This is a genomic window from Ancylobacter sonchi (assembly GCF_018390695.1).
Lineage (GTDB): Bacteria > Pseudomonadota > Alphaproteobacteria > Rhizobiales > Xanthobacteraceae > Ancylobacter > Ancylobacter sonchi.
In genome coordinates this window covers 1-16,487 of sequence record NZ_JAHBGF010000045.1, presented here as the reverse complement: position 1 = coordinate 16,487, position 16,487 = coordinate 1, and the positions used below count along the sequence as shown (strand labels likewise).

Genomic DNA, 16,487 nt, shown 5'->3' with positions numbered 1-16,487 from the left:
GTGGTGTAGTCGGCGCCGTACATCGCTTGCAACGCCTGGATGTCGAGCGCCATGAAGGTCTGCGGAAAGTCCCACTGGCCGTTCGTGTAGTCCCCCGTCGGCCCGCCGACATAAGACCGGTCACTCATCACCGTATATTCGAGCCCGTCCCTGTCCGCCGGCACCGCGACATCGGCAACGCCGCCGGCTTCGCTGGCCGATTTCAGGCCCAGCGCGCGGCCGGCCGCCTGCAGGTAGACAAAGTAGGCGTAGCTGCCGACGCCGGGATAGCGCAGATCATCATCGGTGCCGTTCAGCGACGAGTTGAACGTGATGCTGCCGACGCTCGGCGGTTCAGCGATGTATGACCGTTCGAAGTCGTTGCCGCCCTGGAACTTTATGTCGCCGTCATTCTCAAAAACGTCATAGGTCCCATCGGTCTCCGGTGAGCGCCATACGAAGGTGGCAACGAGGCTCGCCACGCTTCCATAAAGGCTGTACGTTGCGTGAGCAACTTCACCAACATCTTCATCAATCGAGCCACGAAGCAGGGCGCTGGCAACCATGAATTGCTGATCGGATATGTCGCGCCCGAAGCTGTAGGTGATCTCCCCGATCCACTTCTCGCCGTCGATCAACCCATCGACATAATCGTCGCCAGTCGCCGCGACCGCCGTGACGCGATCGGGATTGGTGCCGAGAGTCTCCAGCGTAAATTTATCCACTTTAACCGGTTCATTGGTAAAGGTGAAATATTCAACACCGATAATCGTCGCCTTGTAATTCTCGCCGAATATTAAAACGACATTTCCATCTTTCACTATATTAAATAATCTGAAATATGTTTCGAAGGACAGCGTATCATAGCCGGCTCCGCCATTGATTTCGAAGGTACCATTTGCGCCGTAATTACCCCAAAACCGGTCGTCACCGTCATCGCCATTCAGGATGCCACTGGTGGCAAGGTCCGCGCCGATATAATCGTTGCCGCTTCCCCCATTGAAGGTACCACCGGTGCTGGCGTTGGCTTTGAGGTAGTCGTCGCCATCGCCACCGTTGAAAATTCCGCCGGAACTCTGATGTTCGCCATAGTTATAATCACCGGCATTCAGATAGTCATTTCCGGCGCCGCCGTTGAATTCGCCACCCGTCCCACCATTTGCGTATATATCGTCACGCCCCCCAAATCCATTCAGGATGACGTTGTTGAAGTCATTCGAGTATAAACTATCATCATCTTCGGATCCGTTCACGATTTCATCGTTGCTGGTGGCGACCTTGACAACCATTTCACTCTCCCGAATGGAACCAATTCATGCCCGTTCCGCCTCGCGCTATATCGATGTTGCCCGCCATCAGGCCCCCAGGACGCGAGAGGAAACTGTCCTACCGAAAAGCTAGACCAATTTATTCATCGATCAAGTGACGGAATGGCGAGATCTTCAAGATCGATAGGCTACTCGGCACTAATTGCCGTTCTGCGCAGCATCATGGACAGTACCGCATAGTCCGCACGTGCCCGGCACCTATCCACCTGCTCGTCGCGGCCGCCCGCTCAAGCGCTGCTTCGCGCACGGGCTCGGGGGTGGAGGGAGCGGCTAGGGTAGCGAAGGAGCTAAAGCTCAAATTCCCATAATTGTGGTAATATGAACCGAATGTACAAGCAATATGAACAAATTCGTCAGTGTAGCTTTGGTTTCATTGAAATTCAGATTCAATCGAGGTCAGATGATTACCATGGACTGGAATTGATTTTTGTTCAATCCGGTCATTGCCAATCGCTACGGCGCCCTCGATAACAAGCTGCATCCGCCCACGAATGCGCTCGGCAGCAGCCCGCGCAGAGGCTGCCTTGTCGGCGGGCAGGGCTGTATCGACGGGCTTAGGCCCGTCTAGAACCGTGGGAACTGTCTCCCTATCCACGAGTTGAATTCCGTCGACGGTTTGTCCGCGATGGGTTCCAATTCATAAGGGCGGGGAAGCTACCTCATGGTTACGGTGTTCGGCGTCGGGATCCTGGCTATGCTGCTAATCTTCGCATACGGGCTGGATCAATCGCACGGGAGCGAAGGGTAGCTCGGCGTCGGGCGCGCCATACACGCGTTGGCGCGCTTCAGGGCGGGGGAGCCTACGCCTCCCCATCTCCCGGTAGGTGCTCCCCGCCAATCGCCCGTAGGATGGGCGGCTGGACGGGTTGTCCCCAGCGCGTCCAGCCTGGGCCTGCGCTCGTAGCACCGAGGTTGGCGGTGAGGGGGAGCGCAGGCTATGCGAAGGCAAGTGGCCGGACACGCTGACCATGAAGTGCCCGGCCGCCGCCACGACGCTGGAAGCCAGGCGGCGGCCGTTTCAGGATACCGGCGCAGCTGGTCGCAGGCAACCGTGTGCCTAAGCCCCGGCGCGCCGCTGCAGATCAGCAAGGACGTACAGTCTAATTGCGGAAGACAAATTGGTGCCGCTGGCACGATTTGCATCGATCTCCTGTGCCAGGGTTCCAAGATGCTTGCGCTCTCGGTGTGCAACATCCTTGAAGGCATCGAAGAACTCAGATTCCAGCGAAATGCTGGTCTTCCGTTCTCCGACGACAATTGATCGTTTCGTTATTGGCCTTTGCATCGCCCCCTCCGCGCAGCCGACATGTGCCGTGGGTTACCCTATTATCCTGGCGTCAGCGGATGCAATGACTGGTGCGGACGGCAGCACGGATGCCCTTGTCTGCGGGCTGCTTATTTCTCGAAGGTGGGGCAACTTGACCCACGTTGGGGTCCTCGCCTTTCAGCCGAACCCATTCGGTGCGGAGCTCGGTCTGCTCTAGATCGGCAGCCCCACAAACAAGTGGGCAACCGAGCGCAGTAATGGAGCGCCACGCTCTGTTGTGCGCCTGTTCGGATGTTGCGGTCTCCGCCAGACGCAAAATGGTCGGCGGCGCCGACGCTTCCGGCAAGATCGTCTTTTCCGCACTGGGCCATCATAACGAATAGGCGGCATCGGTGCGGTAAGGCTGGTGCGGACGACGGGACTCGAACCCGTAAGCCTTTAAGGGCGCAAGATTCTAAGTCTTGTGCGTCTATCAGTTTCGCCACGTCTGCATCTGCGGCCGGACGGGCGATCGTAGGCAGCCCGCCCGGCCTTACCTGCCAAGTGGGGGGAGATCCATCGACAGGCCCCAACATGATAGTCGCGACGGTACATCGTCGGATGACAATTTTCTCATTGTCCAAGCACAAACTTGAGCTCCGGGCGCAGCTGACGGCACAGGACAAGCCCTAGGGGAAAGCCGTACCGCTACCCCCGCAACACCACCCCGTTGCCCGTCGCTATGTCGCCGGTGTCGAGGAACTGGATGCCGGCGGATTCGATGGTCTGGTGCAGCACTACAACCAGAGCGAATATCGGCGACTGAAATCGAATAACGGCTGTGGAGCATCTAGATGGAATTATTTCTTGGCTGGCTGGTCTTCGCCTTCGTATCAGCCATCATCGCCAAATCGCGGGGGCGCAGTGCCCTAGGGTTTCGTTCATATTCAGCCCCCTGGTGGGGTTGATATTGGTACTAGCGCTGCCAAGGCAATCCCCTGCTGCGGACGGGGCCGAAGAGGTTCCGATCGGGCATAAGACATGCCCGCGCTGTGCAGAAGCCGTGAAGGCCGCAGCCAAAATATGTCGATATTGCCGTTACGATTTTGATGCTGGGCGGGCCGACTTTGGCACGAGCCACGTAGCCGAGAGGAACCCGGCAGCCGGATAGGCGCCTCTAAGGAGGGTGGGTGGCTCGCCTACCCTTGCCGCTCCCGTAATCGCACGCCGGGGCCGTTGCCGTTCTGATCGATGAATATCACGCCGGCCGTCTCGAGGGCGGCACGAATGGCTGCGAGATTGTTGGTGCCGGGTGTCCGACGCCCCTTCTCGAAATCAATGATCACTCCCCGCGAAACGGAGGCGGCTGCGGCGAGCGCATTTTGCTCCATGTTCAGAATGGCTCTGGCGGCGCGACATTGATCTGGTGAAATAGACATGAAGCCCAACGTTGGATTCTGAGTTGACGCAAAATCGAATGTCGGATATCATGTCCAACATCGGACTCAAAACAAGAATCTTCGTGCCACGAAGTCCAGCACCGTTAATGCGCCTTTAACGCCAACCGAGCCGTTCCAGCACCAGCCCGACCTGAGGGGCGCTGATGATTGTGCCCAGCATTCCGCTGGGTCACCTGACGTTCCTGGTCGACAACGAGGCCTTTTACCCTCTCCTACGTCGCGGGGAGTTCGCCATCGTCGATCTGTCGGACCACCAGCCGCGGCACGGCGAGATATTCATGATCGCCTACCACAACAAACTGCGCGAACACCTGCTCAGCTTCACGCCCTGCCAGCTTCGGCGCCGCGGCGGCTTCTGGTCGGAGAGCCAGCGCTGCATGAGTCACCGTCATCATGCAGACGACGCCGAGCCGATCGACATGTGGTACGTGAGCCATTAGCGCCTGCCGGTTAATGAGGCTGACTTCAAACGCATGCTGCGTTCCGGTGAGACGGCGTGTGGCGAAGGTCCATTCCGCACCGAGTACGCCGAGCAAAAGCTGGTCGGCCGAGTGGTCGGTGTGTTTGTGCCGAAGGTTGGTGCAGAGCGCGAGGCCGCCCGATGAACACGCACGCCCCCGCGAATACCCCCGACAAGGCCGAGCTCGAGAACCAGCTTTGCCGTGTGAAGTATGCGACCCGGCTGGTGGTGCTGGCGCGGGACAACGCCTGCGACGACATCGGCGGCAATGCCCTCCATATCGCGATTGATCTGATGGAGCGTGAGGCCGAGGCCGCAAGCGAGATATTCTATCAGGTGATGTATCCGGGCGGGAGGTCCGCATGACCACCTTCAGCTTGCTCGATGCCACTTGGGCTCGTGAAGCCCGTCGGTGTCGACTTATGGGCCGGCCACCGCCCAAGGCGTGGCGGTTCAGCATCGGCGATCAGGTGCGGATCTGGGATGGGGACCGCAGCTAGACGCGATCATTGGGAGGTCGGAGTTCGCCGACCCCCCGGACCTGTACAATGTGGAAATCGTACGGGACGGCTGCGTGGTGCGCCAGTGGAAGCCTGCCGCGGAGCTCACACCCGTCGACTAGAGCCCAGCTCCGTCGCGCGAAGGTGCGGCGGGGCACCACTATGGGTCGTTATGGCAAATTGCATATCAGGCGTTGAAAAGCGACAAAACCAAATGAAATCAAGGGAGTATGGTGCCAAGGGACGGATTCCCTGTCTTCGAGGTACGGATCGCTGCCTATAACTCGGCGCCTACGACGCGAGACGCTGCTGCAGATCGGCCAGCACATACAATCGGATGGCGGCTGACAGATTGGTGCCGCTGGCACGATTGGCATCAATTTCATGCGCCAGGGATCCAAGAGACCTACGCTCTCGTCGGGCGATATCCTTGATGGCTTCGAAAAATTCAAACTCGAGCGAAATACTCGTCTTTCATTCTCCAACCAAGATCGAGTTCTTGTTGATACTTTTCGCCCTCGTCCCCACTCTGCACGCCAGTGGCTGTAACCCTATTGTCCTAGCGTCAGCGGATGCGAATGGCTGGTGCGGGCGGAGGGACTCGAACCTGCACTCCCGAAGGAAGCGGATTTTGAGTCCGCTGCGTCTACCGGTTTCGCCACGTTCGCAAGTCTAGGTACAGGACGCCCGCCTTCGTCAATCAACTGGGACAACGTGCCCCGGTATCTCACCGTCCTCGAGCCGGGCACGTTCAGTTCCCAAGAAGGCACTCTGATGAGGGGGGAGGGGGCTGCGAGAATCGTCGACTGGCACGATATCTTCGCTATCCCAGACATGGCTGGCGTTTAGCCAATTCCGATGTCGAAAGGTGCATGACACCACCTCTCTCCGAGAAAGCCTCAATTTTGTTGCAAGCGCCAAAATACTGAGGTCACGCCACTGCTCGTGACAGGTTGGGCGTGCGGGCAAGGGCAATTCCAATTCAATCTTTCGGCCCCTGCGTTTAATCACAACGTCGACGGATGCACTTCCATCGAATTGCCTCGCGTTAAACCGCCAAATTACAATTTGTTTAATACTACTCATGCTGCCACCCATTTGGGGTGGGAAATTTTCTCTAGGCAAGGCGTCCTGTCAAGCTGTTTTGGCAATCCCTCCTTTAGGTCACTATCGTTGCTGCCGCATGCCTGGATCTTGTGCCGCACTACCCCCTCAGCACAACCCCATTGCCAACCGCCACGTCGCCGCTGTCGAGGAACTGGATACCGGCGGCTTCGAGCGCCTGGCGCAGCACGATGAGGGTGGCGTGCTGCGGCGTAGACTTCTCGCCCTCAAAGTTACGGATCGTGACTTCGCTCACCCCGGAGGCCTTGGCCATTTGCCCCTGTGTCCAATTGAGAGTTGCTCTGGCTGCTCGGCATTGCGCTGGTGTCATGTCGCGTAGCTAGCAGGCTCTGTCGTTTTCCGGAAGGTACTTCGAAAAGAAACGTGACTTGCGATTGACGAAATTCAAAGCGTATCTCGAAAAACGCAAGGGTCGTCCCATGACTATCCGCGCGCCTACCATCACCCCCTCCCAGAACGACAATTGCCTCCAGCCGCCGCACACCACCCTGCGGCGTCCTACGGGACGCCTTGGAACGGTCCGAAGCCGCGAAGATCGTCTCCATTCTAACGCCCGACGACGAGGCCGCTGAGCGGATCTTGCGGCACGCTGCGGCGCTATACCAAGGCTACGTGTCCATTGAGGCCTATGGGCAGGTCCGCGCGGCGGAGGCGGTGTGATGGATATGCGCGCCGCGGCGGAAATCGACCGTGCCATCGCCGAGACGGTTGACCTTCATTACCTCCACGCCCTCGAAACCGGCATGGCACCCGCGCAGCGCAAGCCGCGCTTCATCGCGCCTGCCGATCAGCCGCCGGTCGACTTCGAGATTGGTGGGGATGACGAAAGAAGCGGGAAGCGTCCGACAGTTCCCGACAACGGCCCCGAGGCCATAGCCCGCCGCCGGGACCGAAATGCGAGTGAGTACCTGCGGCTCGAGGGCGCGATCACAAGGGCATATCTCTTTGCCAGGCCTGCCGAGCTCGCGGTCGACGAGGCCGACCGGGATGAAGATCGTTAGTTCGGGATAATCGAGCTTGCCGTCACCGAGGCAGCAGAAGCGGCCTGTGCGCTTATGTGCGATACAGCCTGCTGAGGGACTCACACCAGCACCGTCGCGCTGCGAGGTACGGCGGGGCGGTTCCCTGCAATGCCCTGCCTTACCCCTCGCCGTGGCGACCTGGTGGCAACAAGCAAATAGACAAAGAAAAAGCTGCCTTGCGGCGACTTTTTCAACTTACTGATATTTCCATCAGATTTTGGTTGCGGGGGGCGGCAACCGCGTTCTTCTTCACATAGCCGATGCCATAATCATCCTTCCCCTTGGTCCGAGCCCGGTAGAGTGTACAGGCGCGAGGGCGGAAGTCCCAGTGATGCGCAAAGGCCTGCAGTTCGGCGCCGACCCGCACATCGCGCGTAGCCGCATCATGATGTTCGACGAGTGCCCGAACATAGTCGAGCGATACCTAGGCGGGCGCGCCGCCGAACTGAACGAAGGCGCTCTCCATGCCTTCTAATCAGTCCCCTGCCACTCCCGTTGCAACGCTGAGAGATGCATCCGACGTGAGAGGCCCAATGTCGCGACGAATAGATGTACGCGCAGCTTCCCCTCTTCGATCCACACCCGGCTTCGCCAAAGTCGATCTGCAGTTGCCGGCCGGAGCATCTCGAACCGCACTATCACCCGTGCCTTCAACTCCCGGCACAATCTGGCAACGCGACGCCCGATATGGCGTACGCGGAGCACGACGCCATGTTCGCTCGCAAACTCCTGCCGGATGAAATTGGCGTTGCCGCTATGCCGGAAGAGACGCTCGCGCAGCCAATCGTTCAAACCGTACAATGGCGACCTCCGGAATGGCGCCGCACCACCCTGGGGAGATATCGGCGCAGCGTATTACGTGCGCACCCCAACTCGAGTGCCAGCCGTTTAGCGCCCTAGCCAAATCCATGCAACCGAATCATTTCTGCCAACTCGTCACACTGCAGCATCTACTCGCCTCGCGCGTCAATCCACGTGGGCAGGTTTGATCGGAAACCATCGTCTTCTCCATTATCTCCTGCTCGAGCACGAAGAAGGGGGCAAATCCTCAGGCCGCCGCCGCCGTCCCCTGTCTGCCAAAGCGAGACGTCTCGGGACCAATGGAAGGGTTCTTGTTCGCCTAGCTTATAGCAGCGATTGACAATCTTGGCCGTCGGTCGCATATCCTCAAGATACGTCCCGAAGGCGCGGTCGCGCGCGTATTGGTCTAGGCAAGAAAGTTGACGATGGCTCTTAATGCTACCAAGAAGGCGGTCGTGGTCGGACCTTACCGCGTTCACAATTTCGGTGATGACTTAGTTGGTGCGATCATAGCGAAGCGACTCCAACAGGGAGGGTACGAGGTCTCGGTGCCGAGACTAGGTCAGGGCAATGCTGACTGGCTGGGAACCAAGTATTCCGAGTCATATGATGGCTTGCTTCAAAGCGCTGATACGATCGTTGTGGGCGGTGGCGGCATCATGTCTGATACTTCCGGCTCTAAGCCGGGCGCATCGTACCTGAACATAGTCGCGCGCGCAGCTATTGCTGGTCAATTAAGGGGCAAGAGAATTCTGGTCACCAGTGTGGGCGCGGGTCCCTGGATACTGGAGCGTTCAAAGATGCTCGCTTTTGGCGTCTCGTTGCTCGCTGACAAAATTGGGGTGCGAGACCAAGAGTCTTTTGATCACCTTGCAAGCATCGGGGTGAGTGGCTCCAAAGTCGTCCTCGGGGCAGACTGCGCATTGCTCAGTGCTGATTACTTGGACTTTAAGGCTAAACCAAGTGGAAAAATAGGTATCCAGTTCGATACAGCGCAGTTCAGCGACGTAGGAGAAAACCCGAACCTTAAAGCAATCGCTGGTGCCGTGAAGGCTTACGCGGGCGCGCACGCATCGGATATTGTTCTGATATCGAACGGTAAGCACAAGTCTTCGCTCGCGGCAGACGCGCCGTCCTGTGAGAATTTGCAGTATGAGCGGTTGCAGGACTTTCTTCCCCGCCTTGCGGGTTTGAAGTCGATTTTCACCTCTCATCTCCACTTGGCTATTACTTCGTATTCTCAGCGTATTCCGACCTTCTCTCTCTATGTGCGCGAGAAGACGAAGCGATTCTACGACCAGATCGGCCATCCGGAACGTGCTATTGATCTCAGTGTTGCTACGCTTGAGGACTTTGAGCGTTTGATTGCCGCCGCTGAGGTCGCGACTTGGACTGATGAGGACGAGGCGACGCTGCAGACGTTGCAGGGGCGAGCGAGGTCGCTGCTGGCCTTCGTGAAGTAATTTATTCGTCCAATACATGGCTGCCTCAGTTTGCCGGAAGATTTCAGCCCGGTAAGTATTAGGGGTGACGAGTAGGGTCGTCGCCCGAGGTGCGTAAGGAGGCGGAGGCTACGTTGGTTTTCGAGCCCTCCGTACGGGTCGCGCAGAGGAGCTTTGCCCCGGTTGTGGTGATGATCGGCTGTTGGCAGGCCTTCTCAGAGGGAAAATGCGAGGTCAATGTTGACGATTGGGAGGCCGTGAACAGTCGCCCAGTGGCTCGATCTACCAAAGTTGACAGGGCAGGGCGGGACATGAGGTGGCACGTCGCGATTGCCTGAGTCTTTTGCCGGAGCTTCAAGACGTAAAATACGTGTATGGTTAGCTGGCTCCGATATCTTCGTCGCCCCGGCGAGCGAAGGTCGAGGCTCGAGCGGATCATGATCGAGGCCACACATCTGAAGGCCCATCGCACGGCGGCGTGCCTGCTCAAAAGGGGCAGTTCCCGAGCGTATTGGGCCACCAAAGGCGGGCGAACTCCAGGCTCCCCACTGTCTGCGACGGTGAAGGCGTCTGATCGTCATGCTGCTGTGGGAAGGTCAGATGAGGGACCATAGGGCGTAAGCCTCGTGCTAAACGTCTTGCCACCCGCCAAGACCCTCATCGCCGACCGGGGCTACGACCCTAACCTAGGCTCAGGACCTATTAGTTGAGCGTGGGATGTGATTCGCAGTCTCCCTTGAGGAGGCTGCGATGGGTGATTTGTTTCTGCTAAGCGAGCGGCAGATAGTTCGGATCTCGCCGTTCTTTCCGTTGGCTCATGGCGTGCCGCGTGTCGATGACCGGCAGGTGGTGAGCCGGATCGTCTACGTGATCCGCAACGGCTTGCAGTGGAAGGATGGGCCCAGGGACTATAGCCCGCACAAGACTCTCTATAGTCGCTTCATCCGCTGGAGCCGTCTTGGCCTGCCCCCTGGAAAGTGGTCCTCCGTGAAGTAGGCTTTCGGGCCTGTGGAGGATGGCGCCATGGCGCAGAAGAAGCATAAGCCTGAAGAGATTGTCGCGAAGCTCCGTCAGGTCGACGTGTTGGTGTCGCAGGGACGGCCGGTAGTCGAGGCGATCCGGATGATCGAAGTGACGGCCTTCACCTATTATCGCTGGCGCAAGGAATTCGGCGGGCTGAAGAGCGACCAGGTGAAGCGGTTGAGGTATCTTGAGAAGGAGAACGAGCGGCTGCGCAAGGCGGTCTCGGACTTGACGCTGGAGAAGCTGATCCTGAAGGAAGCCGCCTCGGGAAACTTCTGAGCCCCGCCCGGCGGCGGCGCTGTGTCGAACACGTCGTGAGCAAACTCGGCGTGTCGGAGCGGCTGGCATGCCGGGTTCTGGGGCAACATCGGTCCACGCAGCGCAAGATGCCAATGGGACGAGCCGACGAGGCGGCCCTGATCGCCGACATCATCGCGCTGGCCACCCAGTATGGGCGCTACGGCTACCGGCGCATCACAGCCCTTCTACACAGGGCGGGCTGGGTGGTGAACGTGAAGCGCGTGGAGCGGATCTGGCGGCGGGAAGGGCTCAAGGTGCCGCACAGGCAGCCGAAGAAGGGCCGTCTCTGGCTCAACGACGGCTCCTGCATTCGGCTGCGACCGGAACATCCCAATCACGTTTGCCGAGGCGGCTGCGCGGCTGGGGATCAGCAAGTACTCGCTCTACGAGTGGAGGAAGCGGTATGGCAAGTCTGCCGCCGTGGTCCGCGGTGACGATCAGGCGGCTGAGGTCCGTCGGCTGAAGCGCGAGTTGCAGCGCGTGACGGAGGAGCGCAACATCCTAAAAAAAGCGGCCGCGTACTTCGCCAAGGATGCAAAGTGAAGTACGCGTTCATGGCCGAGCATCGCCTGCTGTTTTCGATCCGCGCCATGTGTCGGTGCCTCCGCGTCCAGCCCAGCGGCTTCTACGCCTGGCTGAAGGACCCGCTGAGCAAGCGCGCGCTGGAAGACCGACGACAGACTGAGCTGATCCGCGCGGCATGGAGCGAGAGTGGCAAGGTCTATGGCTATCGCAAGCTTCACGACGATCTGGCGGACATGGGCGAGAACTGCCGTCCCAACCGGGTTGCGCGGCTAACGCGGCTGGCCAGCATCCGGGCGCAGCTCAGCTACAGGCGCCGTCCCGGCCACTCTGGAGACAAGCCCTCCCTGGCGGTCGACAACACGCTCGACCGCCAGTTTGACGCGGAGGCGCCTGATAAGGCCTGGGTGACCGACATCACCTACATCCGCACCCACGAGGGCTTCGCCTATCTGGCGGTCGTGATCGACCTCTTCTCCCGTCTCGTCGTCGGCTGGTCCATGCAGGCCCGGCAGACGACCAACGTTGTGCTTCAGGCGTTGCTGGCCGCCGTCTGGCGACGCAAGCCGAAGGACCGTGTGCTGGTGCATTCGGACCAGGGGAGCCAGTTCACCAGCATGGAGTGGGCTTCGTTCCTGAAACACCATGATCTGCAGCCCTCGATGAGCCGTCGGGGCAACTGCCATGACAACGCAGTGGCCGAGAGCTTCTTCAACCTGCTCAAGCGCGAACGCATCCGTCGCAAGGTCTACCGCACGCGCGACGAGGCACGCCGGGACGTGTTCGATTACATTGAGATGTTCTACAACCCCACACGGAAGCTCGCACGCAACGGGATGCTGTCGCCAATCGAGTTCGAACGGCAGCACAAGGCCAAAGCCGAAGGCGTCTAGAAAACGCGGGGCGGTTCACATGGCCCGCCCTCCAGAAAGCCGACCACCCATTCATCACGCAAACCGTGTCGCGGGAATCCCCAAACCGCGCCGGGCAAAAATCTGCTAAATTAGGGCGAGGCCAATTGTGTAGGATTTCCATCCTCAGCCTCCTTCCGCAAGCGCTTCTGTCGTTGGCGTGCGCGTCGTCGTTTAACAAACTGATCGGACTCTAGGGTTTTTAGCACGACTATGTCCTGAAAATCATGAATCGCTCCTCTTTCAATTTTGACAATATCAAACCACTGCGCCCAAATGCTTCGGATATAATCCTCTGATATGAAGGTAATTCCGTATGGATATGATTCGGTTGTTAAGTGGCCGCCCTGCTTAATAAAATTATAACCCGAACCAAATTCAAAAACATGCCGTGATCGCTCAAGATCTCGGCGAGAAATACTTAACAAATCAAATATATTTTTTTCTTCAAGAGCCCTATCTAATGCGCGAGCGCCATGTATCGATATAAATGCTCGACCTCCATGACGAAGAAGTCTAGACAATTCTTCAAGATATCCTATATGATCTGCTTCGCTTAAGTGACTAAACACAGATATACTGACAATTGTATCGAAGCTCTGCTTTTTAAAAGGTAGTGCACCAAAAGGTATCGTCTTGTAAGTCTCAACATATAGTAAATTTTTGGATATCCAATCAATGTGTCGATCATCGATGTCGACTCCTACATAGCGATAGGAATAGCCATAAAACATGCGCGCTAAGCGACCAGCGCCAACACCAAAATCGAGCAAATCGCCGAACTTAGAGGGCGCGCGCGGGCTGAGTTTGGCGAGGGCGCAAACAAGATCAATGCCGTGACTAGCGAAATCCCGCTCTCTCATTAGACCGCTTGTATTGTGCATCAAATTAACAGGAGGAAATGGCGCAAGTCTTGAGCGATCAGTGGGTGTTTCAATAAGTAAATTTTGCCGTAACCAATTTTCTAAGTCAGAATTGATGCCATAATAATTGTTCAATAAGGTGGGATTATCAATATTGTGTGCCATATTCTACATAATCTCACAAATAATCAAATCTCAGTCCGCCGCAGATAGCAATGCGATGCTGAGAAGTTATAGCATTTCCTCCTAAAAGGCGAGTGGAATTATTCCGGCCAATGGGGCAACCCCACTGGCGCGGCTTCGGCCGGAGCGTGTTTGAGAGTCATCGGGGTGAGCAGCCTCGGAGACCGCGCTGTGTATGACGAAGTCGGCTGCAGCCTGGAGGCATTGATGTCACTTAGGGGTTATCGGCGTCCAAACGGGGCTCTGACGCATATTTGGTGGTGGCCATTTATGCTGGGGCGACAAGGCGTGCCTCTAGCAGGTCGAGTTTCCCGCGACCGTACATCTGGCGCTTAACCAGCTTGAGCTTGGTGATCTGGCCTTCGGTCTGGCCGTTGGACTAGGGAGACGTTTTGGCCGCGGCGACGGCGGCGTGATCCTTTCTCACGCCGCGGCCGAACGCGACCACGAGGCTTGAGTTCGCACGTTCCAGCCAGGGACCGAGATCGGCAAGAGCCTTCTTGCGGATCATGACCTGGAAGGCGGCGATGATTTCGCGCGCCTCCACAAGCGAGGGCACGCCGCTCTCGATCGCCGCGATCAGCACCGTTTCGGATCGGGAGAGCTTGTCCCGTGCGCTGGTCATCAGTCGTGCAAGGGCTCGCGCCGAAGGCGTCCGATTCAGGATGCCGCCCTCGACCATCTCAGCCCCCCGACGGCGTGTGGCCCATTCCGTAACGACCCTGAGGCTGCCACGGAAACTGCGGTATCCGAGCCGCCGCCAGAGCTCGGGACCATTGCGTTGCCCCGCCGCCCACTGCGCGTCGAGCCAAGGCAGGAACAGCTCCAGAGAGCTCACGCGGGTGCGGAAGACATCCCAGCGCTGCCCGCGCATGACGCGCCGGACCAGACCGCGGCTGTGGCCGGTGCGGCGAACAATATCCTTGATCGTCACCCCCCCCCGCCTTTGCGAGTTCGAGAACGGCCGCGTTGGTCTCCTCACGGTGCAGATATCCTTCATATTGGATGCGTTCGGCCGCGGTGAGCAGATCTGGATTGATGGTGGATATGCCGACGGCGGCACGGATCTGGCGCATGGATGTGCTGACGGCGTCGATGAAGGCCCGGCTCGCATTCTCCATCAGGTGCCGGCGATCGGCGACCTGTGTCGCCGCTGGAAGGGCCTTGGCTGCGACCAGGGCATAGCCGCCGCCCCGGTCCCGGGCGACAATGTTGATCTGAGGCTGGCCGGTAAGCCACGCCTGCGCCGTTGCTGGCTCCCGGTCGGGCAACAGGGCGATGGCCTGACGCCGCTCCAGATCGCAGATCAATGTTCCATAGCGCTGATTGCGTCGCCGGGCCCAATCGTCGATCCCGATCACCGCGGGCGGAATGAAGGGCGGTCGGCCTCGCCTTCGGATCACCCGGAGCAGCGTGTTATTGCTCACCAGCAGCATCAGCCGTTGCGCAAAGCGTGCCGCGGGCCGGCCGCCCAAAGCGAGCCCGAGATGGTGGATAATCTGATCGAGCCGGGATGTGCGCCGGGACCATGGCAACAGAACCCCATTGTCGAAGCGCTCCGCGAAGATGCGACGAGGGCAGAGAACCGCATCGAAATGAAAGCGTCGCGCCCAAACGACGAGACGGACCAGTTTGCCGGAAAGCGGCAGATCCGCCAGCTGCCGAGCATCGCGGCTGTGAACGCGCGTTGAGGTCGTCCCGCATCCAGGGCAGCAGCTCCTCGCACTGGATGCCCGGAGCCAGATCCGGATGCGGGAATCCGCGTCGGCCACCTCATCGACGATAAAAACGCCCGGCACCAACTCCGAGACTCGCAAATGCTGACCCATGGCATTGATTCTCCACGCGAACCAATGCCAGCCAGATGCTCAACTCCATCAAAAGTGAGTCAGAGCCAAACTTGCACGCCGATCAAGGGTCCCGTTCCAACACCGTTTGACAGACAAGATCTTCTATCGCAAGCGCCGCAAGATCGAGAACCTGCTCACGAGGCTCAAGGAATGCCACCGCATAGCCACGCGCTACGACCGCTGTACCCACACCTTCTTCTCGACCATATGCGCCGCGCCTGAACGATGAGGATCGACCCAAATGACGAAATAGAACCGGCCGGACGCGGGCTGCTTGCGATTGCTCACTCTCGTCCGGCCTAACCATACTCGAATGGGGTCCGAGATAGGCTCGCTGGAAGATAGTGGATACCGCTTCGAATTTCCATGGGAAACTTCTCAGACGTAAGCATAAAACCGTCGATTGTCGCGATTGACGTGAGGCCACTGCGCACCGCCTCTGGTCAGTCACACACCGGAGAGTTGCAATTACTCATGCTGTGCCCCCTGGGAACTGGATCGTTTGAGGCTGGAGCTTTCCGTTGGTTTTCCCCGGCGGGGAGAGGAGGGGAGTAGCATGAAGGCATGGCAGTTCGCCGAGGCGCAGACGGCGTTCATCTTGAAGCAGGGTGAGGAAGTCTCGCTGGTTGCGGAGATCTGCGGAAGGCGGGCATCAGCCAGGCAACCTACTTCAACTAGAAGAAGCGCTATGGCGGCCTGCTGCCGGACGAGATGCGGCGGTTGAAGCCACTGGAGGACGAGAACGCGCGGCTGAAGAAGATCGTGGCGGACCTGACGCTGGACCGTGAGATGCTTCAGGATGTCCTCCGCCGAAAGCTCTGAGGCCTGCCCGGAAGCGCACTCTTGTCGACGGGATGTTGGTCGCTTGGGGCGTATCGGTCCGCCTGGCTCTGGGCCATGGACTTCGTCCACGACCAACTCGCCACCAGCCGCAAGATCCGGGTGCTGACCATCGTCGACACCTTCACGCGGTTCTCGCCGGCGGTCGATCCGCGGTTCAGCTACAAGGGGAGGATGTGGTGGCGACGCTCGAGCATATTGGACCGTCCCGGATTTGCCGGAGGCCTGATGGTTTGAGACACGCCGCCACAGCGGACGGCGTGAGCGCGGCATAGTAAGCAGCCTCGGCTTCGGTGGGCGGGATGTTGCCGATGGGTTGCAGGAGCCGGCGGTTGTTGAACCAGTCGACCCATTCCAGCGTGTCGTACTTGATGGCCTCGTAGGAGTGCCAATGGCCGCGACGGTAGATGACCTCGGCTTTGTAGAGGCCGTTGATGGTATTAGCCAAGGCGTTGTCGTAACTGTCGCCCACACTGCCGACGGACGGCTCAATCCCGGCCTCGGTCAGCCGTTTGGTGTTGACGTGCTCGCCTGAGTTCCTGCTGGTCATAAGTTAGGCCCGGCTGGGTTTTGGTCCTCGTGGGACGAGCTTACGAACATCGACTGGGACAGGCCACCGAGGCTCGTATGGG

15 protein-coding genes, 1 tRNA gene and 5 pseudogenes are annotated in these 16,487 nt (G+C 58.8%); 10 read left to right on the top strand and 11 right to left on the bottom strand.

The annotated features are described in order from the left end of the window. From KHC28_RS24250 to KHC28_RS24225, 5 genes are all read right to left on the bottom strand, one after another. On the bottom strand, nt 1-1,268 hold a 1,268-nt coding region (locus KHC28_RS24250; RefSeq protein WP_512699547.1), incomplete at its 3' end, for a zinc metalloprotease. A gap of 409 nt (nt 1,269-1,677) precedes the next feature. Beyond that, entirely contained in the window at nt 1,678-1,902 is a 225-nt protein-coding gene (locus KHC28_RS24245) for a hypothetical protein (RefSeq protein ID WP_214010957.1), read from the bottom strand. Between the two features lie 462 nt (nt 1,903-2,364). Continuing rightward, nucleotides 2,365-2,592 carry a ribbon-helix-helix domain-containing protein gene (locus KHC28_RS24240; RefSeq protein ID WP_214010956.1) on the bottom strand — a complete coding sequence of 76 codons (228 nt, stop codon included), beginning with the start codon at nt 2,590-2,592 and terminating at the stop codon, nt 2,365-2,367. 386 nt (nt 2,593-2,978) lie between these two features. Further along, a tRNA-Leu gene (locus KHC28_RS24235) sits at nt 2,979-3,065 on the bottom strand. A gap of 687 nt (nt 3,066-3,752) precedes the next feature. Continuing rightward, nucleotides 3,753-3,992: a helix-turn-helix transcriptional regulator gene (locus tag KHC28_RS24225; RefSeq protein ID WP_214010959.1), complete on the bottom strand. Its 240-nt coding sequence runs from the start codon at nt 3,990-3,992 to the stop codon at nt 3,753-3,755. A 164-nt stretch (nt 3,993-4,156) separates the two neighbouring features. Here KHC28_RS24225 and KHC28_RS24220 point away from each other — a divergent pair, with 164 nt between their 5' ends. Continuing rightward, the gene (locus KHC28_RS24220) at nt 4,157-4,453 is read left to right on the top strand and encodes a hypothetical protein (RefSeq protein WP_214010954.1); all 297 of its coding nucleotides are present in this window, start codon (nt 4,157-4,159) and stop codon (nt 4,451-4,453) included. A 161-nt stretch (nt 4,454-4,614) separates the two neighbouring features. Further along, nucleotides 4,615-4,839 carry a hypothetical protein gene (locus tag KHC28_RS24215; protein WP_214010953.1) on the top strand — a complete coding sequence of 75 codons (225 nt, stop codon included), beginning with the start codon at nt 4,615-4,617 and terminating at the stop codon, nt 4,837-4,839. Between the two features lie 425 nt (nt 4,840-5,264). On the opposite strand, the gene KHC28_RS28055 is transcribed toward KHC28_RS24215, so the two are convergent. Both KHC28_RS28055 and KHC28_RS24205 read right to left on the bottom strand, forming a co-directional pair. Continuing rightward, complete coding sequence (locus KHC28_RS28055; protein ID WP_214010958.1) at nt 5,265-5,438, bottom strand: ribbon-helix-helix domain-containing protein; 174 nt, start codon at nt 5,436-5,438, stop codon at nt 5,265-5,267. 739 nt (nt 5,439-6,177) lie between these two features. After that, entirely contained in the window at nt 6,178-6,408 is a 231-nt protein-coding gene (locus KHC28_RS24205; protein ID WP_214010952.1) for a helix-turn-helix transcriptional regulator, read from the bottom strand. A gap of 349 nt (nt 6,409-6,757) precedes the next feature. Between KHC28_RS24205 and KHC28_RS24200 the strand changes: the two genes are divergently transcribed. Continuing rightward, nucleotides 6,758-7,099, top strand: a complete 342-nt coding sequence (locus KHC28_RS24200) for a hypothetical protein (RefSeq protein WP_214010951.1) — start codon at nt 6,758-6,760, stop codon at nt 7,097-7,099. Nucleotides 7,100-7,325: 226 nt separating this feature from the next. Here KHC28_RS24200 and KHC28_RS27580 read toward each other — a convergent pair. After that, nucleotides 7,326-8,070 (bottom strand): annotated as a pseudogene (locus KHC28_RS27580) (transposase); the annotation flags it as partial. Nucleotides 8,071-8,346: 276 nt separating this feature from the next. Here KHC28_RS27580 and KHC28_RS24190 point away from each other — a divergent pair. The 6 genes and pseudogenes from KHC28_RS24190 to KHC28_RS24175 all read left to right on the top strand — a co-directional run bounded on the left by KHC28_RS24190 (nt 8,347) and on the right by KHC28_RS24175 (nt 12,101). After that, entirely contained in the window at nt 8,347-9,384 is a 1,038-nt protein-coding gene (locus KHC28_RS24190) for a polysaccharide pyruvyl transferase family protein (RefSeq protein ID WP_214010949.1), read from the top strand. A gap of 729 nt (nt 9,385-10,113) precedes the next feature. Beyond that, nucleotides 10,114-10,329, top strand: a pseudogene (locus tag KHC28_RS24185) (transposase); the annotation flags it as partial. A gap of 57 nt (nt 10,330-10,386) precedes the next feature. Continuing rightward, on the top strand, nt 10,387-10,665 hold the full coding sequence (locus tag KHC28_RS28140) for a transposase (RefSeq protein WP_512699550.1): 279 nt from the start codon (nt 10,387-10,389) through the stop codon (nt 10,663-10,665). 35 nt (nt 10,666-10,700) lie between these two features. Further along, nucleotides 10,701-11,120: an IS3 family transposase gene (locus KHC28_RS28135; protein WP_512699548.1), complete on the top strand. Its 420-nt coding sequence runs from the start codon at nt 10,701-10,703 to the stop codon at nt 11,118-11,120. Next, a complete protein-coding gene (locus KHC28_RS28130) occupies nt 11,020-11,229 on the top strand; it encodes a transposase (RefSeq protein ID WP_512699549.1) in 210 nt (69 codons plus the stop codon). Before KHC28_RS28135 ends, KHC28_RS28130 begins: the two co-directional genes overlap by 101 nt. Beyond that, complete coding sequence (locus tag KHC28_RS24175; protein WP_512699546.1) at nt 11,226-12,101, top strand: IS3 family transposase; 876 nt, start codon at nt 11,226-11,228, stop codon at nt 12,099-12,101. Before KHC28_RS28130 ends, KHC28_RS24175 begins: the two co-directional genes overlap by 4 nt. Nucleotides 12,102-12,211: 110 nt before the next feature. Here KHC28_RS24175 and KHC28_RS24170 read toward each other — a convergent pair whose 3' ends face one another. Together KHC28_RS24170 and KHC28_RS24165 are read right to left on the bottom strand one after the other, a co-directional pair. Continuing rightward, entirely contained in the window at nt 12,212-13,147 is a 936-nt protein-coding gene (locus tag KHC28_RS24170) for a class I SAM-dependent methyltransferase (RefSeq protein WP_214010947.1), read from the bottom strand. A 286-nt stretch (nt 13,148-13,433) separates the two neighbouring features. Beyond that, a pseudogene (locus KHC28_RS24165) lies at nt 13,434-14,994 on the bottom strand (ISL3 family transposase). Nucleotides 14,995-15,571: 577 nt separating this feature from the next. Here KHC28_RS24165 and KHC28_RS24160 point away from each other — a divergent pair. Further along, nucleotides 15,572-16,079, top strand: a pseudogene (locus KHC28_RS24160) (transposase); the annotation flags it as partial. Between the two features lie 17 nt (nt 16,080-16,096). On the opposite strand, the pseudogene KHC28_RS24155 reads toward KHC28_RS24160, so the two are convergent. Further along, nucleotides 16,097-16,372: pseudogene (locus tag KHC28_RS24155) on the bottom strand (integrase core domain-containing protein); the annotation flags it as partial. Between the last annotated feature and the right edge of the window lie 115 nt (nt 16,373-16,487).